General features: G+C 56.9%; 30 protein-coding genes. 15 read left to right on the top strand and 15 right to left on the bottom strand.

Annotation, left to right across the window (positions count from 1 at the left end):
- Positions 1 to 82 precede the first annotated feature (82 nt).
- Positions 83 to 1,081 (bottom strand): hypothetical protein, encoded by a 999-nt coding sequence (locus VEI50_07715; protein ID HXX75001.1) that lies wholly within the window; start codon positions 1,079 to 1,081, stop codon positions 83 to 85.
- On the bottom strand, positions 1,065 to 1,643 hold the full coding sequence (locus VEI50_07710; protein ID HXX75000.1) for a D-sedoheptulose 7-phosphate isomerase: 579 nt from the start codon (positions 1,641 to 1,643) through the stop codon (positions 1,065 to 1,067). Before VEI50_07710 ends, VEI50_07715 begins: the two co-directional genes overlap by 17 nt.
- A 110-nt stretch (positions 1,644 to 1,753) precedes the next feature.
- On the opposite strand from VEI50_07710, the gene VEI50_07705 reads away from it, so the two are divergent.
- The 3 genes from VEI50_07705 to VEI50_07695 all read left to right on the top strand — a co-directional run bounded on the left by VEI50_07705 (position 1,754) and on the right by VEI50_07695 (position 3,885).
- Positions 1,754 to 3,010: a TIGR02710 family CRISPR-associated CARF protein gene (locus tag VEI50_07705; protein ID HXX74999.1), complete on the top strand. Its 1,257-nt coding sequence runs from the start codon at positions 1,754 to 1,756 to the stop codon at positions 3,008 to 3,010.
- 81 nt (positions 3,011 to 3,091) lie between these two features.
- Complete coding sequence (locus VEI50_07700) at positions 3,092 to 3,415, top strand: four helix bundle protein (protein ID HXX74998.1); 324 nt, start codon at positions 3,092 to 3,094, stop codon at positions 3,413 to 3,415.
- Positions 3,416 to 3,483: 68 nt separating this feature from the next.
- Positions 3,484 to 3,885, top strand: coding sequence for a thioesterase family protein (locus VEI50_07695; GenBank protein HXX74997.1), 402 nt, complete (start codon positions 3,484 to 3,486; stop codon positions 3,883 to 3,885).
- A 172-nt stretch (positions 3,886 to 4,057) separates the two neighbouring features.
- On the opposite strand, the gene VEI50_07690 is transcribed toward VEI50_07695, so the two are convergent.
- The 3 genes from VEI50_07690 to VEI50_07680 form a co-directional block, all read right to left on the bottom strand.
- On the bottom strand, positions 4,058 to 4,360 hold the full coding sequence (locus tag VEI50_07690) for a cupin domain-containing protein (GenBank protein HXX74996.1): 303 nt from the start codon (positions 4,358 to 4,360) through the stop codon (positions 4,058 to 4,060).
- Positions 4,361 to 4,622: 262 nt separating this feature from the next.
- Positions 4,623 to 4,949 carry a hypothetical protein gene (locus tag VEI50_07685; GenBank protein HXX74995.1) on the bottom strand — a complete coding sequence of 109 codons (327 nt, stop codon included), beginning with the start codon at positions 4,947 to 4,949 and terminating at the stop codon, positions 4,623 to 4,625.
- A 616-nt stretch (positions 4,950 to 5,565) separates the two neighbouring features.
- Positions 5,566 to 6,132: a thermonuclease family protein gene (locus tag VEI50_07680; protein HXX74994.1), complete on the bottom strand. Its 567-nt coding sequence runs from the start codon at positions 6,130 to 6,132 to the stop codon at positions 5,566 to 5,568.
- 152 nt (positions 6,133 to 6,284) lie between these two features.
- Here VEI50_07680 and VEI50_07675 point away from each other — a divergent pair, with 152 nt between their 5' ends.
- Positions 6,285 to 6,632 (top strand): hypothetical protein, encoded by a 348-nt coding sequence (locus VEI50_07675; protein ID HXX74993.1) that lies wholly within the window; start codon positions 6,285 to 6,287, stop codon positions 6,630 to 6,632.
- Positions 6,633 to 6,852: 220 nt separating this feature from the next.
- On the opposite strand, the gene hemL is transcribed toward VEI50_07675, so the two are convergent.
- Positions 6,853 to 8,136, bottom strand: a complete 1,284-nt coding sequence (gene hemL, locus VEI50_07670) for a glutamate-1-semialdehyde 2,1-aminomutase (GenBank protein ID HXX74992.1) — start codon at positions 8,134 to 8,136, stop codon at positions 6,853 to 6,855.
- A 221-nt stretch (positions 8,137 to 8,357) separates the two neighbouring features.
- Here hemL and VEI50_07665 point away from each other — a divergent pair, with 221 nt between their 5' ends.
- The gene (locus tag VEI50_07665; GenBank protein HXX74991.1) at positions 8,358 to 8,636 is read left to right on the top strand and encodes a hypothetical protein; all 279 of its coding nucleotides are present in this window, start codon (positions 8,358 to 8,360) and stop codon (positions 8,634 to 8,636) included.
- Positions 8,637 to 8,800: 164 nt separating this feature from the next.
- Here VEI50_07665 and VEI50_07660 read toward each other — a convergent pair whose 3' ends face one another.
- The 3 genes from VEI50_07660 to VEI50_07650 form a co-directional block, all read right to left on the bottom strand.
- The gene (locus VEI50_07660) at positions 8,801 to 9,343 is read right to left on the bottom strand and encodes a barstar family protein (GenBank protein HXX74990.1); all 543 of its coding nucleotides are present in this window, start codon (positions 9,341 to 9,343) and stop codon (positions 8,801 to 8,803) included.
- A 6-nt stretch (positions 9,344 to 9,349) separates the two neighbouring features.
- Complete coding sequence (locus tag VEI50_07655) at positions 9,350 to 9,808, bottom strand: ribonuclease domain-containing protein (protein HXX74989.1); 459 nt, start codon at positions 9,806 to 9,808, stop codon at positions 9,350 to 9,352.
- Positions 9,809 to 9,952: 144 nt separating this feature from the next.
- Entirely contained in the window at positions 9,953 to 12,268 is a 2,316-nt protein-coding gene (locus VEI50_07650) for a 6-phosphofructokinase (protein HXX74988.1), read from the bottom strand.
- 192 nt (positions 12,269 to 12,460) lie between these two features.
- Between VEI50_07650 and pyk the strand changes: the two genes are divergently transcribed.
- The 10 genes from pyk to VEI50_07600 all read left to right on the top strand — a co-directional run bounded on the left by pyk (position 12,461) and on the right by VEI50_07600 (position 21,783).
- Entirely contained in the window at positions 12,461 to 13,912 is a 1,452-nt protein-coding gene (gene pyk, locus VEI50_07645) for a pyruvate kinase (protein ID HXX74987.1), read from the top strand.
- Between the two features lie 50 nt (positions 13,913 to 13,962).
- A complete protein-coding gene (locus VEI50_07640; GenBank protein HXX74986.1) occupies positions 13,963 to 14,514 on the top strand; it encodes a hypothetical protein in 552 nt (183 codons plus the stop codon).
- Positions 14,514 to 15,161, top strand: coding sequence for an HAD-IA family hydrolase (locus tag VEI50_07635; GenBank protein HXX74985.1), 648 nt, complete (start codon positions 14,514 to 14,516; stop codon positions 15,159 to 15,161). The genes VEI50_07640 and VEI50_07635 overlap by 1 nt, the downstream gene beginning before the upstream one ends.
- Positions 15,158 to 16,735 (top strand): pitrilysin family protein, encoded by a 1,578-nt coding sequence (locus tag VEI50_07630; protein ID HXX74984.1) that lies wholly within the window; start codon positions 15,158 to 15,160, stop codon positions 16,733 to 16,735. Before VEI50_07635 ends, VEI50_07630 begins: the two co-directional genes overlap by 4 nt.
- Positions 16,732 to 18,204: a pitrilysin family protein gene (locus VEI50_07625; GenBank protein ID HXX74983.1), complete on the top strand. Its 1,473-nt coding sequence runs from the start codon at positions 16,732 to 16,734 to the stop codon at positions 18,202 to 18,204. The genes VEI50_07630 and VEI50_07625 overlap by 4 nt, the downstream gene beginning before the upstream one ends.
- Before the next feature lie 17 nt (positions 18,205 to 18,221).
- A complete protein-coding gene (locus tag VEI50_07620) occupies positions 18,222 to 19,064 on the top strand; it encodes an MBL fold metallo-hydrolase (GenBank protein ID HXX74982.1) in 843 nt (280 codons plus the stop codon).
- A gap of 12 nt (positions 19,065 to 19,076) precedes the next feature.
- Positions 19,077 to 20,051, top strand: coding sequence for a site-2 protease family protein (locus VEI50_07615; GenBank protein HXX74981.1), 975 nt, complete (start codon positions 19,077 to 19,079; stop codon positions 20,049 to 20,051).
- Positions 20,052 to 20,125: 74 nt separating this feature from the next.
- Positions 20,126 to 20,878, top strand: coding sequence for a hypothetical protein (locus tag VEI50_07610; GenBank protein HXX74980.1), 753 nt, complete (start codon positions 20,126 to 20,128; stop codon positions 20,876 to 20,878).
- A 70-nt stretch (positions 20,879 to 20,948) separates the two neighbouring features.
- Entirely contained in the window at positions 20,949 to 21,422 is a 474-nt protein-coding gene (locus VEI50_07605) for a DUF1566 domain-containing protein (GenBank protein HXX74979.1), read from the top strand.
- Positions 21,423 to 21,456: 34 nt separating this feature from the next.
- Positions 21,457 to 21,783 (top strand): hypothetical protein, encoded by a 327-nt coding sequence (locus tag VEI50_07600; protein HXX74978.1) that lies wholly within the window; start codon positions 21,457 to 21,459, stop codon positions 21,781 to 21,783.
- Here the strand turns inward: VEI50_07600 and VEI50_07595 are convergent.
- The 6 genes from VEI50_07595 to VEI50_07570 form a co-directional block, all read right to left on the bottom strand.
- Positions 21,770 to 22,216, bottom strand: a complete 447-nt coding sequence (locus VEI50_07595; GenBank protein HXX74977.1) for a hypothetical protein — start codon at positions 22,214 to 22,216, stop codon at positions 21,770 to 21,772. The genes VEI50_07600 and VEI50_07595 overlap by 14 nt on opposite strands.
- Before the next feature lie 127 nt (positions 22,217 to 22,343).
- Positions 22,344 to 22,760, bottom strand: a complete 417-nt coding sequence (locus VEI50_07590) for a cytochrome c (GenBank protein ID HXX74976.1) — start codon at positions 22,758 to 22,760, stop codon at positions 22,344 to 22,346.
- A 69-nt stretch (positions 22,761 to 22,829) separates the two neighbouring features.
- Entirely contained in the window at positions 22,830 to 23,051 is a 222-nt protein-coding gene (locus VEI50_07585) for a hypothetical protein (protein HXX74975.1), read from the bottom strand.
- Positions 23,052 to 23,132: 81 nt separating this feature from the next.
- On the bottom strand, positions 23,133 to 23,531 hold the full coding sequence (locus tag VEI50_07580; GenBank protein HXX74974.1) for a hypothetical protein: 399 nt from the start codon (positions 23,529 to 23,531) through the stop codon (positions 23,133 to 23,135).
- 57 nt (positions 23,532 to 23,588) lie between these two features.
- Positions 23,589 to 23,744 (bottom strand): hypothetical protein, encoded by a 156-nt coding sequence (locus VEI50_07575; GenBank protein HXX74973.1) that lies wholly within the window; start codon positions 23,742 to 23,744, stop codon positions 23,589 to 23,591.
- A 298-nt stretch (positions 23,745 to 24,042) separates the two neighbouring features.
- Positions 24,043 to 25,710, bottom strand: a complete 1,668-nt coding sequence (locus tag VEI50_07570) for a CorA family divalent cation transporter (protein ID HXX74972.1) — start codon at positions 25,708 to 25,710, stop codon at positions 24,043 to 24,045.
- Positions 25,711 to 25,758 lie beyond the last annotated feature (48 nt).

The raw sequence follows: 25,758 nt of genomic DNA, 5'->3' as shown, positions 1-25,758 counted from the left end.
CCCGCCCCGAGCTCCCAGCAGCTCTTTCCCGGGCCGTACGTTGAGTGGTTCGAGCGACTGAGAACGACGCGGGACACATTTATCAGCGGTCTGCCAATTCTTCTTGGAGTGCCGCTGCCAATAACGGCACCATAATCTCATGGTGACCGATCAACGAGTAGCCCCTGCCCCCTTTCTGGGTAGGGCGCCGCACCACATTCGTGAGTGGACGATAGTGGGACAAGAAATCCATGTTGACGGTGGTGATCTTCGTGAGAGCGTGACCCAGATTGCGCCCTAGGGACACGGTCTTGAGGAAAACTTCCGGAAGGATCACCGCAGAACCAAGATTGAGGTAGACGCCGCCTTCCATGCCTGCCACCACGGCGGCGAGCCGGCGGAAGTCGAGCAGCGACGTCGCGCCGATCGCGGCTCCATCAGCCGAGGGGTGCATGTGAATGATGTCGGTCCCGACGGCCACATGCACGGTCACGGGGATGCCGAGTCGCGCTCCGGTGGCGAGGATACTTGTCTCGCGATGGGGAAATTGTCCTGTGTGCCGATTGATGTGGTGGCCGACGGTCTCGCCAAGGCCTTGACGGTCGCGCGCGCCGCGCGTAATCGCTTCGTTGAGGATACGTCCGGTTTCCTCCGCCATACCGAATCGTCCTTCATCGATTTCCGCATCGACCTCTTCCGAGGTATGGCCCATCAACGCCAGTTCGAAATCATGAATGATCCCGGCTCCGTTCATCGCCACCGCGGACACAATGCCCTGTTTCATCCAATCGACGACAATCGGGTTGAGTCCCACCTTCACGACGTGCGCGCCGACACCGACGATCACCGGCCGGCCTTGTCGGTGCGTGGCAGCCATGGTCTTGGCGACGGCTCGCAAGGTCTTTACGGCCAGAATATCCGGCAGGGTGCGATAGAACTGGGTGAAACTCCCTCCTCGCTTCCAGGGTTTCGCGAAGTCCGAGACACGCACCTTACTGTGCCGTTTCTTCAATGGATAGGTCTTGAGATCCGATACGTTGATCGGGGGAATGAGAGGAGGAGTCGGAAGGCGAGGAGGAGTCCGTCTAGGACGCTTTGCCAAGGAGCTGTTCCTCTATGAGTTCGCACAGGACATGGCCGAGCGTGATATGAGTCTCTTGAATGCGCGCTGTGACCTTGGATGGCACGACGAATGGATGATCGACCATCGCGGCGAGCTTGCCTCCGCTGCCGCCGGTCCAGGCAATGGTCGCCATGCCGATTGTTCGAGCGGCCTCGACGCCCTTGAGCACGTTGGCGGAGTTTCCGCTCGTGCTGATCGCAATGGCGATATCGCCTTTTTGCCCATGGGCGCGAACCTGGCGAGCGAACAGCTCGTCGTAACCATAATCGTTCGCGATACACGTGATGGCGGCGATGTCGGTTGCGAGGGCGATTGCGGGAAGCGGGGCCCGTTCGCGATGGTACCGGCCGACAAACTCGGCCGCGAGGTGGGCCGCGTCGGTCGCGCTGCCGCCATTACCAAACAGGAGCACTTTGCGGCCTTCGCGGAACGCCGTCGCGATCAATTTCACCACTTGCTCGATGCGGCCGGCGTGATCGCGGACGAACTGTTGCTTGACCGCGGCGCTCTCCTCGAACGCTTGGATCGCCTGCTCTTTCATCGACCGCGATTCTAGGCGAGGGGCTCCATCCTGTCAAACAGTTGCGCGGGCGTGATGTATACCTGACAGGAATTGAACAGGGTCCAGGCGGGTGATATATTCCGCGCGCGATGGCACCAGACCAACCAATTAAATCTCTTGTCATTACCCTGACCGATCATCCCGCCCCCGCCGTCTATTCGATTAATCGCCTCCGTCCCGAATCGCTCTGTTTTGTCCTGCCCGAGTCGGCGAAATCGCTCGTCGAGTCATCGGTGCAGCCGAAAATCGAGCAGATGCCTCGCCGGTGGGATTGGGTGACGCTCGCGGATGTCGAGCCCTTTCCCTCTTGCTACCAAACGATGGCTCGTTCAGTGCCGTCGATCCTCAAGGCTTGGGAAGTCCAGCCTGGTGAATTGGTTGTGGACCTGACCGGAGCCACAGCCGCGATGAGCGGCAGTCTGGCGCTGGTCACGAGACCCTTCACGTCGCGCGTGGTGTCGCTCGTTCCAGTCGCAGAAGGACGGGAGGGCGATGCGGTCACCATCGACGGTCAGGCGTTTCTCTGGGTCCAGGTGAATCCCTGGGACGAAGCCGCGACGGTATCCCGCCAAGAAGCCCGCGATTACTTTAACCGCGGGACCTTCGTGGCTGCTGCAGCGATGTTTCGACTGATCGAAATGAGGGTGAGCGGCGGGCAGAAACCGCTCTACCGAGCATTGTTCGACCTCGCCGAAGGCTACGATCTCTGGGAACGATTTCACTACCGACAGGCATGGGACAAGCTGAAGACATCGGTCAAAGCGTTAGAGATGGCCTCTCTGTGGGGTGGACCTCCTGGCTTGAAAGAGCTAGTGTCCGCGATTAAGGCGAACGCGGGTTTTCTGGAAAAGCTCGTGCTCGATCCGGCCGAGGTGAAGGATTTTGCCGCCCTTGACCTCCTCGCCCACGTCCGTCGGCGCCTCGATATGGATCGTGATCCTGAGCGGGCCATGATTGCACTCATGCGAGCCCTCGAAGCAATCGCCCAGCGACAACTGTTCAAACAGCACAGGATCAAAACGTGGGATCTTCAGCCGGAACAATTGCCGCAAGCGCTCCAAGAGACCTGCCGGACCTGCTTCTTGGACGATGTGGATGGGAAGTACAAGTTACCGTTGCAGGCACAGTTTCGAACGCTGGCCGGATTAGGGGATCAACTCGGGCAGGGGTTTCTTCGCGAGTGGCCGACCATGAAGCCCCTGCTCGACGCGGCCAGCCACGCCGTCCTCGGCCACGGCTTCGAACCGATTAAGGTCGAGCGGGTCCAGCAGTTGTATGAAGTTGTTTTCAAGCTATCGGGCGTCACCGAGACCTCGCTGCCGAGGTTTCCGGCGCTCAGTCTTTAAGAGCGTATGGCTTATGGCGTATAGCACGAGCTAATAAAGAACAGAGATGGCGTTCAGGTTTGAAACGTTGAAAATTGGCAAATGGCAAAAGATTACGCGACGAAGGTCTATGCCGTGACCGCTAAGTTCCCGAGGCATGAAGATTATGGATTGAAATCCCAACTGAATCGCGCAGTCAATTCAATCGGTCTCAATATCGCAGAAGGTTCTGCCAAGAACTCCAATAATGCCTTCGATTACCATCTGGAGGTCGCATTGTGTTCAACGTTTGAAGTGATTGCTGGATCATCTCTGGCAATGGAACGTGCCTACGTCAGCGAAGTTGAGCATAAGGGTTTGTACGAGGATGGTGAGCGATTGGCGAAAAGCATCAATGCCTTTCGAAACACGCTCTTGTTGTCTTGAGAATTTCGCAAAAGGGTATCAGTTCATTGTCCGTGCCATAAGCCATTGGCCATACGCCATAAGCTCTAATGGAAGTTCGCATCTATTATGAGGACACCGACTGCGGCGGGGTGGTGTACTATGCCAACTACCTGAAGTATTTCGAACGGGCGAGGACGCAGTACCTGGAAGATCGAGGCCTCTCCGTGGCGGGCCTGTTGAAACAAGGGACGCAGTTTCTGGTAGTGCACGCCGAGCTCGACTATCGCTCGCCGGCCCGCTACGGTGACACGTTGACCATCGCGACAAAATTAACTTCGATCGGGAACGCTTCGCTTACCTTCTCGCATGTGATCCGTGAGCGGGCCAGCCATCGCATCGTGGTGGAAGGGTCGGCGAAACTCGTCACCGTGAATCTGGAAGGAAAGGTCAAGCGGTTGGACAAGTCCTTGGCGGTCGCGTTGGAATCGGGAGCAGGAAAGGTCAAATAATGGAAAAGTTGGGCACTTGGTTGGCGATCGCAGGTGTCTCAATCGGGTTCATCGTACTGGCCTGGTTGCTATTCTCAGAAAATCCTTCGGACAAGAAAAAGAAGAAAGACTAATTGTCCTCGCTGATCCTGAAAATAGACTCCCGACCCCTTAATTCCCTTCTTATAGCGAGCTAATCGTAGCCATACAGCCAATGAGTTGTGGAAGGAGAAATATTTTTGACCGAGTGGCAGATGCCTTTTGGAATGAACACCTCGTCTCCCCGTTCGGCGATGATCTCTTCGCTATCGATGGTTAGTCGTAACCTGCCACTTACAACGGTCACAAGCTCATTGGTCGCATGGACGAAATTATTCCACTCTCGTCCCGGAGGATCGACGAATAAATCGCAGGAGTACCCCCGCTTGCCCCAGTCTTGAGTCACCTCTTCGCGGTTAATGGGCACCGAAAACTTATTCGGGGTGAGATAGCGCATGTGAGTCTCGCTCAGGGGAAGCTGCGCCGCGCGGAAAGGCGCCCGCGATTTCCACGTTGGTTAAGGGCTAGGCCTAGAATGATACGCGTCGAATGCTTTCAGCTTAACAAAAAGGGGAACATTCTCAACGGCGGAAGACAATGACTCACTCCGTGCGGCTAGCTCAGAATGTCTCCTTAAGTCTCCTTCGTAGTCGCGCGTAGGAATTCAGCATGTCCCCCTTAATTCCGCTGAAGGAAGGTCTTGCTATGCCCGATATGTTTCATTGAAGACCAAGACAGAGAGTTTTGCAGTACTTGCGCTGGTACTCTCTGGCTCGAGCAAGGGTGGCCTGTTGAATCCCATCATACTTCAAGGCGCTTTCGAGGCGCACATGCATGAACTGAATTGTTTCTTCCATTCGATTCTCTCTCAGCCCCTCAAGAGCCTTAATGTTTTGGACAATTTCCAAATTCCTGTCGGAATTGAGAAGAAACTTCATATTCTCATATACAGTCTGTGCCCTTGATGCGCCGAGCCAATAGCCAGCGTAAATCCCGAGGATAACCATAAAGCCGTGAACTAGAGTTAACGCTTTGTTTGAATTCATTGGGTATAGCGCCTCGTTGAGCCGCGCGAGCCACAATGCCCACAGAACATGGTGCGTTGTCTCGCCGTGTCAGCCTCGAACGCGAGGTTGAATGTCACAGAAGTTTCCACGGCCAAAAGATTACGAAGCTCGCTGCCCTAAGTAGCGATGCGCAGCCCAAGATACACCATACAACCCCAGTAATAAGAGCAGTCTTACCGCTATGAACTTTGATTCGAAATGGCACCGGCATACCAGCTGGTGGAAAGCGCCGACCATAAATAGACTTTGCTCCAACAAGAATGGCTCCAATGCCCAATACGAGGCACACAAAGTTAAGGCTTCCCGCAACCAAAGTTGCTTTAAGCAGCTCTTGCTTTAGAGCACGAGACGGGTTGTGCTCTACCAACAATGGGTCATACCCTAGAACATATTCTACGGTTGGCTCGACGATGTAGGGCAATAGAAAAATGACGATTGCCGCACCTAGTGATATGCCCAACGCTTTTCCACTCGATGGTGCGTATTCAGAGGTCATGATTTCAACATCTAATAATTTATTTGTTCTGCAAGAGGTGCCCATTGCATTGCAGCACCGAATAAATCCCTTGTGATTTCATCACGGGCGCGAGACGATTTACGACCGGGGCTTGGTATAGCCATCTCGTGCGAGCGTCTCCGCCACATCCTGTCCGTTCACAAACACGTCGGCGACCGTTCGGTCGTACACATCTTTGCCGTGAGGCACGATATGGATGGTGCCTTCGCGCAACAATTGAGTGAGTCGATCCAGCGCTTCTCGTCCTCCTGGTTCCGTTAATTCCGGAGCGTTGAGTCCGCGAATGCGGATCCGCTCTGACCCATATCGAATCGTATCGCCGTCAATGGCTTGGGTCCGATCACTTTCTAAGGTCCGCTCTCCTGGACTGACCCATTCGGGGCTATGGTGTGGCAGGAGAGATCTGAGGCTGTGACGACTGGGACGATGCATTCCCTTTGGCTTCTTGTGTGGGCGAAGAGCCTTGTCACGGGGAAGTCGATGGGGGCGGACATCGCTTCCTGCCCGCGAGTCTGGTTTCCGGCAGAGATCACAGAGTGGCAGTTGGCCTGAGCCATAGTCACCTGGCGTCAAGGGCGTGGTGGACAATGACGATGGAGGAGCGGTGGACTGCTGAGCCGGCAAGACTTGGGGAGTGAACAACATGAGCATGATCGGCCAGACGACGACGCTCGGGTAACCTCTTGGGCATCTCCTCATGGTGATCGATGTGGCTAATGCTGGTCCCACCGCGCCACGGCGCTGCGGTTGACAACCGGGAAAATCGCATGCTGGAATGAGCGGGTGACGAAGAGCTTATGGCTTATCGCATATGGTACGGACAAGAGGTGCAGACCGCTACTATATCCGTGCCATCAGCCATTAGCTATACGCTATTAGCTCTTAGTACTCTACGTTTCACGGAGGATTTGAAGATGGACATGATGGGACGTGTGGGGTTGGTCGAAATTCCAGTATTAATCGCTCCGGATCAAAAGGTCTGGATGGACCGCATGATCAAAGAAGGGAAGATTGCGATTCCGCCGGGGGGAACCTTGGAAAAAGGCTCGCTCTATTCCATGTTTATCCGCATGCTGCTCCACAACGCGATGGAAGAACAGAAACGGCAGGAGGCACTAGAAGCAGCGGACGAGGACGACGAATAAAGCGGAATGTTGAAAGGGGCTGTCAGCTTCGTTCTCGTCTCGCTCAAGGCCTCGACGTACGGCAAAGAGTACGAGTCAGCCTCTCGCTCACTGCGGCCTTGCTGAACAGTCCCTTTGAACATTCCGCGGCGCTGTATCTGAACCGATGCATTCTGTATCCGGCGAGATACCGTTCGACAGGCTCACGGTCCTGAGTCCCATCGAAGGGCGAACGGCTACGTCACAGGGTTTTGAATGCCGCATGCGCGGCTCGGACGGTCTTCTCGATGTCGGCTGAGGTATGGGCAGTCGAGAGGAAGGCAGCTTCGAACTGAGAGGGGGCAAAATACACGCCCTGCTCCAACATCATATGAAAGAATATTCCGTAGCGCTTTGTATCTGACTGTTTCGCGGTATTCCAATCCACCACTGACCCTGACGTAAAGAATCCGCAGAGCATCGAGCCGACTCGTGTTTGCGTATACGGCACGCCGGCTTTCTTGGCTGCTTCGCCCAATCCTTTGGCCAGAGCGGCTGATCGTTCTTCCAGCTTCTTGTAAATCCCACGCACTTTGAGTTGTTTCAGAGTGGCAATGCCGGCCGAGACGGCCAAGGGGTTGCCTGACAAGGTGCCGGCCTGATACACCGGCCCGGACGGGGCAATCAGATCCATGATCTCCTCTCGCCCTCCGTAGGCACCGACCGGCAGGCCGCCGCCGATGATTTTCCCCAGCACCGTGAGATCCGGCGTCACGCCGTACAATGTCTGTGCGCCGCCGTACACGACACGGAAGCCTGAAATTACCTCATCGAAGATTAACAGGATACCGTTCTCGGTTGTGAGCCGACGTAGTGAGGAAAGAAAATCCGGCGCAGGAGGCACGACCCCCATATTTCCCGCAATCGGCTCGAGAATAATGCAGGCGAGCTTGTCTCGATGCTCGTTGATGATGCGGCGAACCGCCTGAAGATCGTTGTATGGTGCGGTAAGGGTGTGTTTCGCAAAGTCGGCCGGTACGCCTGGTGAATCGGGTATGCCCAAGGTCGCGAGCCCCGATCCAGCTTTGGCCAGCAAATAATCGCTGTGCCCGTGGTAGCAACCTTCAAACTTTAGGATGGCGTCACGTTTGGTGAACGCGCGTGCGACGCGAATCGCACTCATCACTGCCTCGGTCCCTGAGCTGACCAGCCGCATTTTCTCCATCGAAGGAAGCGCCTCGCGGATCATCTGTGCCAGTGTGATTTCCAACTCGGTCGGCGCGCCATAATTGGTGCCGTTGGCAGCAGCTTTCTTGATCGCGCTGATCACGGTCGTTGGTGCGTGTCCCAAGATCATCGGTCCCCATGACAAGACGTAGTCGAGGTAACTGTTTCCATCGACGTCGTAGAGGCGCGCGCCTTTGGCCCGTTGGATGAAACGCGGTTGTCCACCGACAGACCGGAATGCTCGAACCGGACTATTCACCCCTCCGGGAATCAATTGTTGTGCGCGTGCAAAAAGTTTGGCGGAGCGAAGGGTGTTCATAACGGGGGCGCACCGTATCATGGAACAAGAAAGGGGTCAAGAAAGGCGAAACTTGGAGAAAGCCGTGAGGACGAACGCCTCAGGTGAGGTCAAAAAGTGTCTGATCAGATTCAGTTCTATCTTTTTTGATACATGAAAGTGGATTCCTAATCATTAAAAGCTTTGTAATCACTTGAAACTCTTGAGGCGAGCTTATCCACAGGCTGCGGCCTGACTCTTGCGTGATGATAGCGCTCATTCTTCTCAAAGGATTGAAGATGATCATCGTCTGTTCCTGGTGTCGTAAGGAAGGAAACAACGAGTTTCTCGGAGAGAAGACACCGCTCGACGACCAGCGCGAGACACACGGAATCTGTATCATCCATCATCGTGAAGTCCGGACCCAGTGGCAGGAAACGGTTCGCGTACATGGTCCATTGGGTGTCCGACGCAACAGCCGTAACGTCGTACTGTCCACCTTGCGACGTTGGGGGAACCTCTTGCATCTCTCCAGAAGCTAACATTTTTTGACCGAACCCATCTTCATGCGACTCCACGCGCAATTCTCCCCGGCTCCATTCAGACACCGACTTTGATGACATTACCTGAACAGATGGTCGCGTGATCCTAGTTCGAACTTGATGATGGGAAAATCGTGAGCGAGGTGGGGGTATCTGCTGCCGCGTTAGGTCCGTTTTTTGGAAGTCCGTCTCTGCCCGTTTGGCTCTCGATCCTCCGAGACAGCAATCTCTTGCATTCCCCAATGGGCTCGTGACGCCTTTCCCCGTTCCGTGACGGCAAACAGCACGTGAAAAGGTGTGACCGGTCGCTCGCCCATCCCTGCCTGTCCCGATGCCCAAGCCTCTCCGGCATCGCTCAACACTTCGAGCAGCGTGGCATAATCTTCTTCGTCCTCGGGCAGGATCTGTTCTGCATCGGTGAGGAGCAGTACATAGCCCTTCGCCGGCATCCAGTCCAAGTCAGCCAAACATTCCTCGAGCGCATCCCAATTGTGGCCAAAGTAATCAGGGAGCTCCATCACCTTGGCGAATTCGGTAAAGAGGGCAGCCGGGGTCTTGCACTTCGCGCCTTTGATCGATTTCAGCACGAACCCGAGAGGAGGCTTGACGAGAGATTCGACGGAATCTCTCGGCTTCAGGACCAACAGCGAGGTCCAGGGAGCTCTCGTCGATTGCAGATGTTTTGAGAGAGACAACGGGGATTTCATCGGTATTCAGTTCAGCGGGATGAAGGTTCGATAATGGTCGCCAGTGTAATAGGCCTTGCCTGTGTCTTGTTCGATCACGATACGTTCCTCGTCGCGCGGTCTTCCACGCAGTTTCGGATTCACGTCATATTCGCGATATCGGCCCTTGGGGAGGTGTCGCTCTCGGTTGTGAAACGTACGTCCGCCGACATATCCCATGGGCGGCTCGCCTTGACGCCCCTGAATCGCATGCAACAGATCTCTCGCTTTTTGAGGAGGCTCTTCCGCCTGTGTGCTCGCTGGAATACTCGTTTCAGACGTGACAGATGATGCGGGATCACTCGTTCGAACGTGAAAAGCATCAGAGTGTTGTGCCGCGGTTGCAGCAGGATTGTTGATCTGCGCGACCAAACTTCCGGTGGAACCGACCGCGAGCGCCAGCCCAAGGAACACCGGCGAGAAAAGTCGTGAGTTCAGACACATCATTATGGAGTCGATGGAGGTTGAGGGCGAAACGCTACCACGCGCTCTGAACAGAGGTCAACGAACGGAAAGCGGCTCGTGGAGAGGGGACCATAACCTGGATCTCTCAATCACCAGGTACGAGGGAAGCCACGGCGCCGCTTCTTTTTATGACAATTCGCTCCCGTGCATCCGAGCGAAGAGTTCCCAATTGAAGGGTTTTGCCGCGACGGCATGGAGGGGAATCATCTGAATCGTGGCCTGATCTCGGTAGGCCACCATACAACCGACCACAGTCTCTGGGTCCTCGACCAATCGTCGAACAGTCTCATACGCCAGGTGCTGGGCGATAGTTTTATCTTCCGGCGTGGGTGGGGCTCCTCTGAGCGTATGGCCGAGAATGGTGGCTTTAGTGGCCACAGTGAGAGGATACTGATTGGCGTTCCCCTGGCGTTGTGGCCACTGCGCAATCGTTGCGGCCACATAATCGACCAAGCCGTGGATTCCGCCCTCACGGTGGTGCCGATGAGGCGTGCGTTCCGCCACCACAAATAAATGGCTCTTATTGGGTACGCCTAACGTCCTCTTGAGGGTTCCAAGAATAAACTCGTCGATATAGGCATCAGGATCAGGATGTTCGTTTACCAGTACCCCTTCGGCCCTCGCCTGATAGGCGCAAGCCAACGCAAGATGACCTGATCCGGCCCCCATCACCTCGACGAAGAAGATGCTGCCCATCGCGGAGCTGGTCGCTTTCAACGATTCGATCGACTGATTTGCGAGTGCCACGGCCGAATGGAAGCCGAGCGCGGTCGTGCCGTCGATATTGTTATCGATGGTCCCGGGAATTCCGGCGACTTGAACGCCGAAGCTTTCATAGATCGCGCGGGCTCCTCGCAGACTGCCGTCGCCCCCCAGCACGATCAACGCACTGTCTTTCATGTAAGGTTCAAGGTGTTGCATGGCGGCCTGTTGGACCTGCTCCTCCTTGAAATCTTCGAACCGACTGCTGCCGATCGGACTGCTGGCAAGGCTGCTCATCCCGCGCGTATCGTCCTCCCGGACAGCCTCGATCCAATTGTTCGCGAGCCCGAGGAAACCGTGACGGACGAAGTACACCTCCAGGCCGAGCCGATTCCCCGTCACACGCAGTTCCTTTAAGGCAGCGCCGGCGCCGGCAAAATCGCCACCGGACACCAGGGCGACGATCCGCTTGATTTGCCGCGGCTTGAGGGTGACCCGATCCTTCCGTTCCCGTTCGACGGCGATCCATGCCTCCCGTGCAATCCGTTCTCGTTCAGACAATCCCACGGCAGTGGAATAACCGGATAAGCGCCCATGTTCAAACGTCAGGAGCACGACGTTATCCTGGCTCTCTTTGTAGTCGCTGAATTCGGTGAAGGCTTCGTGGAAAGGACGCGGGTCCAGATAGATCATGAGCGCCCGCAAGGTCGAACTGTGTGTGTACAGGCAGGCGACTTTGCCAGGATGGGATCGTCCTACCTCGTGCAGGCCGTCGATCACATCCACGTACAGATCGAAAAACGAATTGCCGCCCGGATAACAGTACAGAGGGTCCTTGAGAAGGCGCTTAGCTGTTTTGACGTCCACGCCGAAGGCCTTGGCCGCCTCCTCCGCCTCCATCGTTTTCTCCATGCCGGTCACCCACCCAAAATCCGACGACTCCAGCGCTGCTTCGAGCAGCGGTTCAGGGGGTGCAACGGATTCGGGGAGAAGTGCACCAATCACTCGGTTATAGAGTTGTCGAGTGTTGGGACTGTGACTGATGAAGTGAAGGAACGTGTGCGGATCGAGATAATTTGACAGATGGAGAAAATCGAGTTGCTGGGCCACCACGCCGACCATCCGGGCCAACGCGGCACCAACCGCGTCTGCTCGCGGAATGCCCTGCTCAGCATCGAGTTGGTTCATCAAGCGGCGCCCGACCCGATGCGTTTTGCTCTCGACGCGGGAAATGCCGTGGCGCATCGTGAAGAGCAACGTTCGGCCTGTCAAATCGCGAGGCAGCAGCCAGAACCGATCATCGCCCAAGTCCAGCACGATGCGACCCTCGGCCAACTGCGGCGTGAGGTGAGCCCGCGGGACAATCGCCACCGGCCGGCGGTGGGGCGGCTTCAACACCGATCCGATGGAAGCATGAAGCAAGGGCAACAGTTCACCTTCGGCAAGGAGCCGGTTCCACGCGGCGAAAAATACCAGGTCGTCACCCGCGCAACTTTCCCGCAGAATTGCCTGACGGGCTGACCGGTACGCTTCGGCTCCGGGAAACCCGGTTTGAGCGCGCTGGACAAAACCGCGTATCTGATCCATCGCGCGATGAACTAGATGAAGTCGGTCGACGGATGGAGAAGGAGGCGGAGGGAGGAGTGCGCCTTCGCCCGGTTGGCGTTGTGCGAGCGCAGCCCCGTATGCCAGTAACCCGTCGATCGTTACGAAATCGAGTCGTCCCGTGTCACTTCCCATTGCCACCCTTTCACCGCTCGTCAGCGTCTCGAAGAACCTTTGCGGCCAGAATTCTCGTTTGCTAGAATGACTTCCGTGCGCAGAGCGCGAGGACGAATGGCCCTTCAGCCACCCCGATACCCGATTTCTGCTGGCGCTGGTCTACAATGATTGGGTGCCTGTTCCCGTCTTGTCAAGCAAGAAGAAGGAATCATGAGAAAAGCGAAGATCGTGTGCACGATCGGTCCAGCCAGTGATTCGCTGGCATCGCTGGACCGGCTCATCGAGAACGGCATGGATGCGGCCCGGCTGAACTTTTCTCATGGTACTCACGAGTCGCACGGCCGCGCCATTCAGACGATCCGTGAAGCTGCGGCTCGCAGACAAGTGGCGGTCGCGATCATCCAGGATCTGCAAGGACCACGAATCCGTGTCGGCGATCTGGGTGAGAGCGGGGTCCAAGTAACCAGCGGCCAGTCCGTGCGATTACAGACCGTGCTTGCGCGGTCCGGAGGACAGCTCGGCGCCTCCTCCGTGGCTTCATCCGGCGTTCCGGAGATTTCCGTGACCTATCAGTACCTCGTCCGTGATGTTCAACCTGGTGCCCGGATTCTGATCGACGATGGACTCATCGAACTGGTCGCGAACCGAATCACCGGTGGTGTCGTCGAGTGCACGGTCATCACGGGTGGAAGGATCACATCACATAAGGGTATCAATCTTCCCGGGACGCGCGTCAGCGCTCCGACTCTGACGGAAAAGGATCGAGAGGACATTCGATTTGGCGTGGCGGCGGGTGTCGATTATCTGGCCCTCTCGTTTGTTCGCGGTCCTGAGGATGTGGTCGCAGCAAGACAGGTCGTCTCCGAATGCAACGGGGATCTCCCAATTATCGCGAAAATCGAACGATCCGAAGCGGTGAGCACGCTGAGCGCCATCCTGTATCAGGCGGACGGTGTGATGATTGCGCGCGGCGATTTGGGCGTCGAAATGGGACCAGAAGCCGTGCCGATCTTACAGAAACGTATCATCGCGGAGGCCAACCGTCGTCGCCGTCTCGTCATCACCGCGACCCAAATGTTGGAGTCAATGACGCAGCGCGCGAGCCCGACCAGAGCAGAAGCGTCGGATGTCGCCAATGCCGTGTTCGATGGATCCGATGCCGTCATGCTTTCCGCTGAGACCGCGATCGGCCAATATCCGGTTGAGACAGTCCACGTCATGGATCGGATCATTCGAGCCGCGGAGGAAGGGATCGAGCCAACCCCGACGCAGCGGCGTGTTCACAACCATGATGAGATCTCCTGTTCGGAAGCGATTTGCACGGCTGCCTCAACCGCGGCCGCTGCGATCACGGCCAACGCCATCGTGGCGTTCAGCGAATTGGGATTGACGGCTCGGTTGATCTCCAAACAGCGTCCCGCTGCTCCGATCATCGCCTTTACCCCGTTTGAGTCGATCCGGCAACGGATGGCGCTCTACTGGGGGGTCATTCCCCACACCATGCAACAGATCGCACAGACGGACGAACGTGTCGATGAAGCGGAACGTCGGTTGAAAGCCGAGGGACTGGTGAAGCCCGGTCAACGGATCGTCATTCTCTCGGGAACTCGAATCGGCCAGCCGGGGCGTACGAACCTCATGAAGCTGCACGAAGTGGAGTGAGCAGGAGAGGCTCGGTCGTTTCAGCAAGAGATGGGGACGAAGGCACGACAATGGTAGGAAGAAGCGCGTCCATCATTCTGACGTTGCTCGCAGCTCTGGTGATGACTCCGGCTCTTGGGTCGGCGCAAACCGGATCATTGACTAATTCTCCGGCAGAGGTCGTGAAGCGCTATCTGGGATTGGACAAGAAAGGAGCCCGCCTCGAATCGATGACCATCGATGCCATGTTGCCGTACACCAGTTGGAAGGAAGAGCCTCTCTGGAGCCGGGCGGTCGTGACACAGGACTTCGTGGTGGCTGAGGATTACCGTCAGTGGGAAGTCATCGACCGGATGGAGGTCGTCATTCCCGTCACCTTTCATGTGATGGGGCTTGTGTACTTCGAAACGGCCGGATTTGTGTCGAAGCCCGAGACGGAAGAAGTTCGTTTTCGCGTGAAAGCTATCAAAAACCGGTGGACAATTGTCGATCCGCTGCTTCCACCGCACGTCGGTCAAAAGCGCATGGTGAATTTTGTGCGGGAAGCCTGGATCAAAGAAACCGATTCGGAAAAGCGCGCCGCGCTCGCGACGTTGCAAGAGGAACTGCGAAAGGCAAAGTAATGGCGAAGACCCCGGTGGATCTGCTCATCTTCGATTTGGACGGAACACTCATCGAGTCCAAGTGGGACATCGCCAAATCGGTAAACCTGACCCTTCAGGAGTTGGGGCTCCCGCAACGGCCGCTGGAAGAAATTTTTGGTTTCGTGGGTGACGGGGTCAAGAAGCTGTTGCGGTTGGCCGTAGGCGACAATAACCGCGTCAGCTTCGAAGAGGCACTGTACGTGTTTCGCGGGCATTATTTGGCCCATTGCCTGGATCGCACGACCTATTATCCGGGCGTCGAGCAAATACTCAGGCATTTCGGAACGAAGCGTAAGGCCGTGGCGACCAATAAATCGATCGAGTACACCACGGTCATCCTGCAAGGACTCGGCGGCGACCATTTCCAGTGTGTCGTGGGCGGGGACAATGGCTTTGGTTTAAAACCGGAGCCTGGGATGTTGCTTCATGTGATGGAGCAATTGAACGTGCCAAGAGATCGAACCGTCCTGGTGGGAGACAGCACCAACGACATTAATGGGGGGCACAACGCAGGAATCCGGGTTTGTGCAGTGGGATACGGGATGGGCAACCGGGAGAGAATGGTTGCCTGTCAACCCGATTGGTTTATCGAACGACCGGAAGAACTGACGGAGCTTTTCGTATGACCAAACCGTTACGTCTCAACGTCATCTTCATGCTCATATTCGTCATAGGCTTCATGCCCGTGATCAGCGAATTGGCAAGTGCGTCCGGTCTTGCCGATCGTGTGATCGAACACAAGCTGGCCAACGGATTGACCCTTCTCATGGTTGAACGACACCAGACACCGGTCGTCTCGATCAATATGACCTTCGGGGTCGGAGGTGTAAACGAGCAGGTTGGCCAGACCGGTCTCGCCCATCTTTATGAACACATGGCGTTCAAAGGTACGCGGACGCTCGGGACCAAGAATTATGAAAAAGAACGTCCAATACTTGAGGAGCTGAGTCGAGTCGGCACCGAGCTCGAACAACGGCAGCGTGAGCTGACCAGGAGAATCGCAGATGGGCCGGCAAGCTCCGAGGAAACCGCGGGCATCGAGGCGCTCCAAAAACGGTTCACCTCGTTACAGGAACAGGCAGCGCAGTTTGTCATGGGCAACGAAATGGCGTTGCTCTACCAGCGGCACGGCGGGATCGGGCTCAATGCCTCGACCGGCAAGGACCTTACGCGCTACATGATCAGCCTTCCGTCGAATCGTCTCCCTCTCTGGGCCGCACTTGAGTCGGATCGCATGGCGAACCCGGTCCTTCGGGAATTTTACAAAGAACGGGGCGTTGTCATGGAGGAACGGCGCCTGCGCAACGACGACAGTGCGAACGGGCTTTTGTTCGAAACATTCACATCGGCGGCTTTCCGCGCGCATCCATACGGGATTCCCACGATCGGCTGGGAATCGGACATTCTTTCGTTGACGCCGGCTGAGGCGCAGGCGTTCTTCAAGACGTATTATGGTCCCGGCCGGGCCACGATCGCCATCGTGGGTGATATCGATCCAAAAGAGGTCATTGCGCTGATCGAACAAACGTTCGGTACGATCCCAGCCGCACCCCCTCCGCCTCAGATCGTCACGGTCGAACCGCCGCAACGGGGGGAGCGTCGTGTCGAGGTGGAATTCGATGCTGAGCCGTCCGTGGCGATCGGCTACCATAAGCCGGCGCTCGGCCATGCCGACGATTACGTGTTCGACGTGATCGACGCCGTGTTGAGCGACGGGCTGACGTCGCGATTGTATTCCAAGCTCGTGCGGGAGAAACGACTGGCAGCCTCGATCGGTTCGGATGCGAATTACCCCGGTGTGCGTGCACCGAATCTCTTCATCCTCACCGCCACGCCGCTGGCGCCGCACACGACGGCGGAGGTCGAAGCCGCAATCTACGAAGAATTGGAACGGCTGAAAACCGAGCCCGTTTTGGCAAAGGAACTCGAAAAAGTGGTCAACAATCTCGATGCCGATCTGGTCCGCGCCCTTCGATCCAACGGCGGCTTGGCGTCCCAACTGGCGCTCTTCCAAACCGTGGCCGGCGATTGGCGCTATGTCTTGAAATCGCGCGACAAGATTGCCGCGGTGAAGCCGACGGATATCCAGCGAGTGGCAGCCCAGTATTTCACGAAGTCGAATCGGACAGTAGCAATGGTGGTCAAAAAACAACCGGATAAGAAAATGGCGGTGGTCCCAACGAGCGAGGTGGCGCGATGACTAGCGTGAAGGGTGGCACCATGCGCGTCAACCGTCGGGGAATTGTTTGCGGCATGATCGTCATGTTGCTGCTTGTCCCAGTGTTGGATGCCTACGCCGGCGGCATGGTGCTTGGCGACCCGCGGCAGATGAAGTTCAAGCCGGTCGAATTCACGCCTCCCGATGCCGACCGCGTCGTGCTCGAAAACGGCATGGTCGTCTATCTTCTCGAGGACCATGAACTGCCGTTGATCAGTCTCTCCGCGACCATGCGAACGGGCAGCTGGCTCGATCCGACGGACAAGGTTGGTCTGGCGGCACTCACCGGATCGGTTATGCGAACTGGCGGAGGAGGGGGTCTCTCGTCGGAGCAGGTCGATGAAGAGTTGGAGCAGGTTGCTGCGTCTCTCAATATTTCAATCGGTCGGCAATCCGGGGCCGCCTCACTCGATGTCCTGGCGAAGGACTTCAAGAAAGGTCTTGCCATCCTGACGGGGCTGGTGCGCCGTCCGGCATTTGAACCGGCCCGGCTCGAATTAGCCAAACTTCAGGCGATCGAATCGATTCGCCGCCGGCAGGATAATCCGGGTTCAGTCGTCAGTCGCGAATTTGTGAAGGTACTGTACGGGCCGGATCATCCTTCCGCCCGTGAGAGCACGATCGAGTCCATTACGCGCATCACCCGCGACGATGTGACGGCGTTTCACCAACGGACGATTCATCCGAACGGCATCATCCTGGGCGTCACCGGGGATTTCGACAAGCAGGCCATGCTGGCCTCGCTGCGCGACGCATTTGGCGACTGGAAGAAAGGGGAGGTGCCGGAGCTCACGATTACGGATGCGCCTGAGCCGATCGGCGGCCGTCGAACCGTCCGCTTCATCAACAAAGAGACCTCGCAGACGCACTTGCGCGTCGGCCACCTCTCGATCAAAGAGAACGATCCGGACTATGTGGCGCTGGCGATCGCCAACGACATCCTCGGCGGCAGTTCATTCCGCAGCCGTCTCTTCAACGACGTGCGGACCAGGCGGGGGATGGCCTATTCGGTCGGGAGTCGACTAAACGCGGGGGTCCACGATCAAGGTGTCTGGCTGATGCGGGCCGAAACGAAGTTACTGTCGACTCAGGAGGTCATCGAGCGGTTCGTCGCGAACATGGAGCGGATGCGGACCGAGCCGGTGACGAACGAAGAACTGGAAGAAGCGAAAGAAGCGTATGTGAATTCGTTCGTGTTCTCGTTCGCGAGCCCCTCGGCCATCGTGAATCGGTTGGTTGAACTGGAGTACGACGGATTGCCCAAAGATTTTCTCCAACAACTGCGTGAACGGGTGGTTAAGCTGACGAAGGAAGAGATCCTGGCCGCGGCGAAGAAACACTGGCACCCGGACCGGCTCACGATCGTGGCTGTTGGAATCGGTGAGACATTGCCTAAAGTCCTCTCGGTATTCGGTGACGCCAAGGAAATCAAGTTATCTCCTGAGAGCTGATCGCTGAAAGCCTCTTCATGCCCCTCGAAGACGATTTGTGCGACATCATCAAGAAGGCGCGGGCGGGACAAAACCTGTCCGTACCAGACCTGGCGAGGATGACCGGGTTGCCCGGGGCGGACATTACGGCGCTTGAACGGGGCGACCAACCTCGGGATCGTGCGGAAGTACGGGCGCTCGCCGATACGTTGGGCCTCCGACTGGGTCCGCTTGAGCACATTGTGCTCGACAAGTGGATGCCTCAGCCCACGCCGCCGCTTTCTGGCATCGAAACTATGCATGGCGATGTGAACGGCTATGCCGTAAAGGGTTATGTCGTTCATGATGCCGGAGAGGCCCTTCTCATCGACACCGCCTACAATGCTCCGGCAATGATCGAGTTCTTGGAGTCGCACCACCTACGTCTCGTGGGAATCTGTCTCACGCACGGCCACTCGGACCATTCAGATGGCATCCAACAATTGCTGAAACGATGGCCCGTGCCGGTGTACTTGGGACCGGAAGATATCTCGCTCCTTCACTGGCGGCCGTCTGACGATCGGCTTGCCGGTCCCAGCGAGGGACTCACGCTTAGGGTTGGGCGGCGAACAGTCCGCTGCATGACCACACCTGGTCATACACCTGGCGGAATCTGTTTTGTGACGGACTCGCAATCACACCCAGTCTGTTTCGTCGGCGATACCATCTTTGCCGGATCAATCGGGAGATCGTCTCCTCACACGCTTTACGCCACGCATCTGGACTCGGTGAGGCAGCGCGTGTTGAAATTACCCCAGGACTCTGTGCTGCTGCCGGGCCACGGACCGGCGACGACGGTGAAGGAAGAGATCGACCACAACCCGTTCGCCCTCGATCAATGAGATGGACGCATCATGGATCGCGATACGCGAAATACCGACCAGCTGATTCGTAGGGAAGATATCCAGATTCTTGGCCGACCGTTCGAGACGACGCAGGATCTCTCGCACGACGAGGAGATCGAAGACAGACCCTTCTCGGACTATATTCTGCCTACCGGCCTGTTCATCGTCACGATCTTTACGACTCTCTGGGCCGGGGCCTATCAGACGCATACCGGTCCGGCGCGGGGGCCATTGCAGTTTTTGCTGGACTCTCCGGAGTCACTCTGGCGCGGGATTCCCTTCGCCGCTACCCTACTGACCATCCTCGTCACACATGAATTCGGACATTATCTGTTGTCTCGAATCCATCGAGTACCGGCGTCGTTGCCGTTGTTCATTCCAGGGCCTCCGCATTTTATCGGCACGTTTGGAGCGATCATCCGTATGCGCGGGCCGATCATGAACCGCCGCGCCCTCTTCGATATCGGCGTGGCTGGGCCGTTGGCTGGCTTCGCTGTGGCAGTCATCGCGTTAGTCATTGGTCTCAAGCTCTCCACAATCGTCGATCGGACTTCGACCTACGGTCTGCAATTGGGCGAGCCGCTCCTCCTACAGTTTGCCTCGTGGATTATCATCGGATCGCTTCCCCCGCAAGCGGATGTGTTGCTCCATCCCATCGCATTCGCCGCCTGGTTCGGACTCTTCGTGACCTCGCTCAATCTCATTCCGATCGGGCAATTGGACGGAGGCCACGTCGCCTATGCACTCTGGGGGTCACGGCAGCGGACCATGGCGTTTGCCATCGTGCCGGTGTTGATCGTGTTGGGATTTGTCGGCTGGCCCGGGTGGTTCGTGTGGGCCTTCATGGCAGGTCTCTGGGGGTTGGGTCATCCGCCGGTTCGTAATCCGCAGCTTCCGTTAGGGATCGCCAGGATCCTGGTCGGCTGGTTGGCGCTCATCGTTTTCGTTGTCACGTTTGCGCCGGTTCCCTTTTCCTTCCATTAATGAGTGCCCTCCGTTTCGCGGTAGGAATCTAGTCAAATCCTTGCCCAATTTCGCCTTCCTTCGTAGGGTGAGGTATGGCAACTCCGGCGACAGCAACCGTTGTTTGTCCCAAATGTCAGTTTGAGCAACAGAATGGAGCAGTGGACTGCCCGAAATGTGGAATCGTGTTTGCCAAGTATCGACCGGTCGACATGGGCATTCAGCTTCAGCATCGGACATCGATCTCGAATCATTCGCAGTGGAGACTGTTCGTGAAAGAGTGGTTCATCGAGTCCGATCAGGCCGATGATGCCCTGACCCTCGCCGGCCGCGGCCTGGTCCTGCTTCTGCTCTTGTGGTGGGGTTGGAAGTTCATCACGACGCCACTTGAAACGAACGACACAGGCGAGTCGTTTCTTCATCTCATCAATTTGCCGTTCCATGAAGCCGGCCACCTGCTCTTCATGCCCTTTGGCCGGTTCATGATGTTTCTCGGCGGGACTCTGGGACAGATCCTGATGCCGCTCATTTGTCTCGCGACGTTTCTCCTCAAGACGCGGGATCCGTTCGGGGCCTCGGTGGCTCTCTGGTGGACGGCGGAAAATTTCATGGACATCGCTCCATATGTCAACGATGCCCGAGCGCTGGATTTAATGCTGTTGGGTGGCGTGACGGGTAAAGAAACCGACGGACACGACTGGGAGAATATTCTGAGTATGCTCGGCTGGCTTCCGTACGATCATCGGCTCGCGCATCTGTGTTACAATCTCGGTATCCTGCTCATGCTTGTCTCATTTCTTTGGGGCGGACTCCTCTTAATCCGACAATACCGCCGGCTCTCTTCTTGAACAGCCGCCGCTTGCGCCGTCTGGATGACTCTCTTAGGATACGTCTATCTTCCTCACGAGGAGGGCGACGATGAAAAGTTTATCGCGAGCCCTTGGGCTCACTGCAGGGATCGTATGTGTTGCGTGGTACGGGGGCGTGGCAGGCGCAGACGCTCCAGAACGATTTACGGTCGTTCTGGACGGGGCTGGCGTAAAGGACAACCAGACTGGTCTCATCTGGGAACAAGAGCCGGATCGCATCCATGATGTGTGGAATGCCTCCGTGGCCCGCTGCGGGACGGAAACGGTTGGGGGGAAAACCGGCTGGCGTGCTCCGTCGGTCGACGAACTCAAGACCTTGATCGATTCATCTCAGCATGACCCTGCCTTACCAACGGGTCATCCCTTCTCCAACATCAAGTCCGAAATCTATTGGACTGCCACGCCGCATCCGACAGACGACATTGTCGCCTGGCAGGTCAGCTTCTTCAGCGGTGAGCCGGTCACAGACCAAAAATCCGGCACCCGTCGCATGTGGTGTGTGCTCGGACAACCTGCAAAGTAGGTCTGGATCTGCTCTGAGTATCCGTCAGCCAGCGTTGTTCGTTCATTCTTCGCTCACGGTCAGGATCTCTTCCCTCGTCAGCTCGACCACCCGTATTCGTTTCTTTCAGTTCTTCATTCGTCACCGGCTCGGTCCGCATCCGTTCCATGATCGCGAGGAGGCGCTCGATGTCTCGCACGTCGGCGTGAAGTCGTGGCTCTGCAATCAGGGCGATGATCTCATGGCCTTCCTGTGCCCAGGCATGGAGCGAGGACGGAAGGAGCAGCAAGGCGAGGCCGAGAGCAAACTGAAGCCCTGGCGGCCTGTCCCTATCACATGGTCACTCCTCCTACCGATCGCGGCAGAGACTACTGGATCGTGATCGTGCCGGTGAGCTTGGTTGCAAGGCCCGGTATGGGCGGATGCCTACGCACCGTATAGTCGTACGTCCCGGGGACGGCGAAGCAAAGGCTGACGGAGTCGTTCGGGTGAACCGTGGCGACCAAGATAGTCTCGTGTGCCTGCGATCCGAACAGATAGCCCCATCCGGTTGAGGCAAATCCCTTCTGACAAGAGATGAGATCATCCTGAGCTTGCACCAAGAAGATGTCGACCGGGCCGCTCGTCATATTGACCCACCTTACTTCATCGCCTCGTTTCGCAGTAACCACCGGAGGCGTCACCGATTCACCAATCTTGACCTCAAACAGTCCTCCGGTTAAAGACGATTCGGGGAAGGGGGGCTGACTCGCACACCCCACGGTGATTAGTATTCCAAGACTCACGAGCAGCACACCAATACGCGCAACGTTCATGGTCAAGCTCCATCTACAGGTCTAGGTTCTGGTCCATCTCTCGGAAGGGACTCGCGACGTCTCTTTCATCAGATGCTCATCTTGTTGTCGTCAAACAGCTAGACGCAACCCGCAGGGCTTGCGAGGTTTAGGGGTTCACCTCTAGATGCGGAACGGCGCTTCGGATGTACGCGATCAGATCTGTAACTTGCTGATCGGTTAAGAGGCTGTCCCACTCGTGCATCGCGGTGGCCTTTCGGCCTCGTCGGATCGTGACCTCCAATTCCAGCTCTCCTTTGACGCGGGAGAGGTATTGATGAAAGTCGGTAGGGTTCACACTCAGTTTCACCGCCTCTGGCCCTTTCCCATCCAACCTCGCGCCGTGACACCGCAGACAGTGCTGCTGGTAGAGGGCCTGACCCTGTTTGAGATTGCCTGGGCCTGGCTCAGCCACGACCGAGGTGCTGGCCACAATCGTCAGGCCAAGTATGAGAACCATCAGCCGGTTGACCTTCATCGCCCGAGTCTCTTGGCTCTTTGAACGTCGCCGCGTCGCGGTTGCCACACCGAGCGCACTGTATACGAATTACTTCTGCTTCGCTACCACTTGGCCCTTGATCTTGTTGGTGGTTGCTCAGGGGATGATGTTTTTCCCTACGAGATCATCGATTCGAATATCGGGGCGTTCAGTGACAATCTTCTCCCCTGTCGATTGGTCAATTCCAGATAAGGTGGTCCGCTCACTCACCGTTGCCGTGTTGATCTCCGGTAGCGCTGATGAAAGAAGTGGTTGATGAATCCACCAGACCCCAACGCCCCCACCTATCACCGCAGCGACTGCGACGAGGATGGTCATGATGACGGATGCAAAAAGTGTAACTTCTCTTGTTTGTCTAGGCCGCACATCACCTTCTGTGCAAACCGCGGAATAGAGCGATCACTGACTAGGGCCTCCAGGAGCGCGCTTCGGCTCCATAAACCAGCCGGTGAATGACTCCCACACGCCCCCCTGTGCTGCCGAATCCTCGGCCCGTTCCATCACGCCCGATTGCCGATTCGTATACGCCCAACTTTGCGCGATCCCTTTGGTGTCATAGCGGTACCGCAACGTATTCCCCTCGGGGTGCCATTCACAGAGCTCGCCACCGCCAGTCTGGGTGCAGCTGGCTGGTGGGCCTGCCTGTTTGACCCGGCTTTGTTTGTCTTGCCCGAGCCATTGGTTAAAGTCAGCTGCGCGTGCTGTACGCTGCCGATCTTCTGTGGAGGCACAGCCGAGGACGAGAAGGACAGCCCCCATACAGAGCGCGACGATGACGACCAGGGGAGGCCAGCTCATAGGCACCACACCCTGCACAGTCGATCTAAACGGTAGAGCATCGGGGAGAGGCATACCTTACCTCAAATAGTCCTCATGTTGCTTGGTTGCCTGTTCACGGATGGGCTGCAACACTTTGATGGTCTTGCACCAGCCAAAGCAGGAGCCATCATACTCCAGGACAACGGCGTTGGAAACCTCGGCATGATCCTTCGTGGCCGCTTGGACGTCCATTCCCCAAGGTCAAATCTGAGATCCACTGAACGGCCACGCCCGATCAAGAAAACGACAGCGTTGCCAGGCAGGTCATTTTTTTCAGCGACAAACCGGTGGCGGATCAAAAATCCGGCACCCGTCGCATGTGGTGTATGGTGGTTAATCCATCCAACTGAGCCCTTCTTTTTTCTTCCTCCCATGGGTCAGCGTGAGCGATTGTGAGATAGCAAACACATCCGTCAGTGCGGAATCGACAAGAATAAGAAGAGATTGCTGTGGATATGTTTGGAATGCCGGCGCGCCTCGGGTCAAGATACTAACGCTGTCGCTCCAGATCCCCGGCTGTTTTCCAGACGTTCACTAATGCTGCAAGCTTTGCTCGCGATGATTGGCGCTCGTCAGCGAGCGTTTCCAGGAAGTCGGATAGTCGCCTGGATTTCCACATCGTGTAGAAGGTCAAGCCGATGGCCAGAGTCAGGATGATCAAAAAATAGACGAACCGTGTCAGAGGCGGCTCCTCAGTCACCACAAACAAGTTCATGCCCCAAAAACCGGTCGTCGCGACACCGATCAAGCCGATCGTGGCCACGACGCTCAGGCGCACCATGGTCTCGCCCTGGCGCCGCAGCGCCTCGCTGTCGAGATACTGACTCATGTCTTCGATCTCGGACCTGAGTTCGGCAAAGAGCCGATCCGTGCCCAGATGCTCGCTGATCATTCGATACAGCTCTTTCACCTGCCCGTGATCCGAGACCTGATGGGACCAATAGCGATGGGTGAAGCGCAGAAAGACCCCTAGCGTCTGACGTATGACGCGCCGGAACTGCCGCACGGAGTCCCGCTGGGTTACATCCAGTTGGTTCGTTGCTTCCACCAGGCGGTTCGCCAACATCAGCAGGGCGGCCTTGTGAAAGTGCGGGATCAGGAACAACAGAAAGTATTCGTGTCGAAACTGTTCGAGGTCGGTTTTGCGGTCTACGAACACACGCTCGCCGCAATCCCCCACCATCGTGAATACGCGCCCGGTACACATGAAACGCGTCCCAGGTGGATCCATTCCCGATCCGTTCCAGTAGCGGTCGTAACAGTAGCGTTCTTCGAAGTCGCGCAGATGGCGGTCGGAATAGGGCAAGGCATCGGGTGCACCCGGCGCGCTGGCCAACCCTACCCGCACGAATTCGGCGCGGGTCAACGCTCCCGGATCGTCTATGACCAGATAAGCCATCACAGGCATCAGATGGTATTCGATCTGTCGGTACCGGATGAGGCCCTTCTTCCCAGAATGGTGGAGCACCAGCGGTTCAAGCAAGAATTCCCAGTGGGAGGCGAGACTCGGCGACCGATACTGGCAGACGAAGGAGAGATATTTCTCCTGGTTCTCGTAGTCGGATACCGCGAGCACCTTGTCCTCGGAAGACAGCCACTCCACAAACTTGGGACAGTGGCCGCCATGCCCGTCCGGCTCCCAATACGTGGGATAACAGCGGCCCAGTCGGAACAGCGCGTTCTGTGCCTGAGGCAACGGCAGATCGTCGGCATAGACCTCCACGACGAGAATTGCCACGTCAATGTCATAGAAAAAATACAGATCGACGTGCGCCACACGAAAGGTTACGGGGACAGTGCGGGGGCCGGGGAAGGTCACCCGCACCTTGGCGACATCACAACGGCGAAACACGCGAATGCAGGATTCCTGACGGACGTCCACGTCGCTCCCTTTCCCTTCTCCGTAGAGGAACCGCTGAACGTAGGGGAGAAACGTCACGAACTCGCTGTAATGGCGCTCCTGGAATTGATTCGGGTCACCCGTGAACTCGTCCACCAACGCCCGCCAGGGATTGTCTCGCTCCATCGTCTGCAGGAGTTCCCAGTGTTTCTGGATCGGCGCGGCGTCGCGGATGGGCATGAGCTGCACGGGCCAGAGCAGGATCTGCCGGAAGTGCCGAACAATTTTATCGGTATGAGGAGCGTTCGGATCAGACATAGAGATCGATTTTTATCTTCCAGCGGACAATTACCGCTTAAGCAGCTC

Source organism: Nitrospiraceae bacterium, assembly GCA_035623075.1.
Lineage (GTDB): Bacteria > Nitrospirota > Nitrospiria > Nitrospirales > Nitrospiraceae > DASPUC01.
This window is presented reverse-complemented; position numbering and strand designations above follow the sequence as displayed.

What these genes read in the sequence shown, in the direction of transcription:
- VEI50_07695 (HXX74997.1), top strand. Translation starts at nt 3,484, where the DNA reads ATGGAAGTTCGCATCTATTATGAGGACACCGACTGCGGCGGGGTGGTG.
- VEI50_07630 (HXX74984.1), top strand. Translation starts at nt 15,158, where the DNA reads ATGACCAAACCGTTACGTCTCAACGTCATCTTCATGCTCATATTCGTC.
- VEI50_07660 (HXX74990.1), bottom strand. Translation starts at nt 9,343, where the DNA reads ATGAAATCCCCGTTGTCTCTCTCAAAACATCTGCAATCGACGAGAGCT.
- hemL (HXX74992.1), bottom strand. Translation starts at nt 8,136, where the DNA reads ATGAACACCCTTCGCTCCGCCAAACTTTTTGCACGCGCACAACAATTG.
- VEI50_07610 (HXX74980.1), top strand. Translation starts at nt 20,126, where the DNA reads ATGGCAACTCCGGCGACAGCAACCGTTGTTTGTCCCAAATGTCAGTTT.
- VEI50_07585 (HXX74975.1), bottom strand. Translation starts at nt 23,051, where the DNA reads ATGACCATCCTCGTCGCAGTCGCTGCGGTGATAGGTGGGGGCGTTGGG.
- VEI50_07705 (HXX74999.1), top strand. Translation starts at nt 1,754, where the DNA reads ATGGCACCAGACCAACCAATTAAATCTCTTGTCATTACCCTGACCGAT.
- VEI50_07595 (HXX74977.1), bottom strand. Translation starts at nt 22,216, where the DNA reads ATGAACGTTGCGCGTATTGGTGTGCTGCTCGTGAGTCTTGGAATACTA.
- VEI50_07680 (HXX74994.1), bottom strand. Translation starts at nt 6,132, where the DNA reads ATGTTGTTCACTCCCCAAGTCTTGCCGGCTCAGCAGTCCACCGCTCCT.
- VEI50_07640 (HXX74986.1), top strand. Translation starts at nt 13,963, where the DNA reads ATGGTAGGAAGAAGCGCGTCCATCATTCTGACGTTGCTCGCAGCTCTG.
- VEI50_07625 (HXX74983.1), top strand. Translation starts at nt 16,732, where the DNA reads ATGACTAGCGTGAAGGGTGGCACCATGCGCGTCAACCGTCGGGGAATT.
- VEI50_07675 (HXX74993.1), top strand. Translation starts at nt 6,285, where the DNA reads ATGGCTTATCGCATATGGTACGGACAAGAGGTGCAGACCGCTACTATA.
- VEI50_07635 (HXX74985.1), top strand. Translation starts at nt 14,514, where the DNA reads ATGGCGAAGACCCCGGTGGATCTGCTCATCTTCGATTTGGACGGAACA.
- pyk (HXX74987.1), top strand. Translation starts at nt 12,461, where the DNA reads ATGAGAAAAGCGAAGATCGTGTGCACGATCGGTCCAGCCAGTGATTCG.
- VEI50_07575 (HXX74973.1), bottom strand. Translation starts at nt 23,744, where the DNA reads ATGGACGTCCAAGCGGCCACGAAGGATCATGCCGAGGTTTCCAACGCC.
- VEI50_07615 (HXX74981.1), top strand. Translation starts at nt 19,077, where the DNA reads ATGGATCGCGATACGCGAAATACCGACCAGCTGATTCGTAGGGAAGAT.
- VEI50_07690 (HXX74996.1), bottom strand. Translation starts at nt 4,360, where the DNA reads ATGCGCTATCTCACCCCGAATAAGTTTTCGGTGCCCATTAACCGCGAA.
- VEI50_07685 (HXX74995.1), bottom strand. Translation starts at nt 4,949, where the DNA reads ATGAATTCAAACAAAGCGTTAACTCTAGTTCACGGCTTTATGGTTATC.
- VEI50_07580 (HXX74974.1), bottom strand. Translation starts at nt 23,531, where the DNA reads ATGAGCTGGCCTCCCCTGGTCGTCATCGTCGCGCTCTGTATGGGGGCT.
- VEI50_07655 (HXX74989.1), bottom strand. Translation starts at nt 9,808, where the DNA reads ATGATGTGTCTGAACTCACGACTTTTCTCGCCGGTGTTCCTTGGGCTG.
- VEI50_07710 (HXX75000.1), bottom strand. Translation starts at nt 1,643, where the DNA reads ATGAAAGAGCAGGCGATCCAAGCGTTCGAGGAGAGCGCCGCGGTCAAG.
- VEI50_07570 (HXX74972.1), bottom strand. Translation starts at nt 25,710, where the DNA reads ATGTCTGATCCGAACGCTCCTCATACCGATAAAATTGTTCGGCACTTC.
- VEI50_07620 (HXX74982.1), top strand. Translation starts at nt 18,222, where the DNA reads ATGCCCCTCGAAGACGATTTGTGCGACATCATCAAGAAGGCGCGGGCG.
- VEI50_07650 (HXX74988.1), bottom strand. Translation starts at nt 12,268, where the DNA reads ATGGGAAGTGACACGGGACGACTCGATTTCGTAACGATCGACGGGTTA.
- VEI50_07700 (HXX74998.1), top strand. Translation starts at nt 3,092, where the DNA reads ATGGCAAAAGATTACGCGACGAAGGTCTATGCCGTGACCGCTAAGTTC.
- VEI50_07605 (HXX74979.1), top strand. Translation starts at nt 20,949, where the DNA reads ATGAAAAGTTTATCGCGAGCCCTTGGGCTCACTGCAGGGATCGTATGT.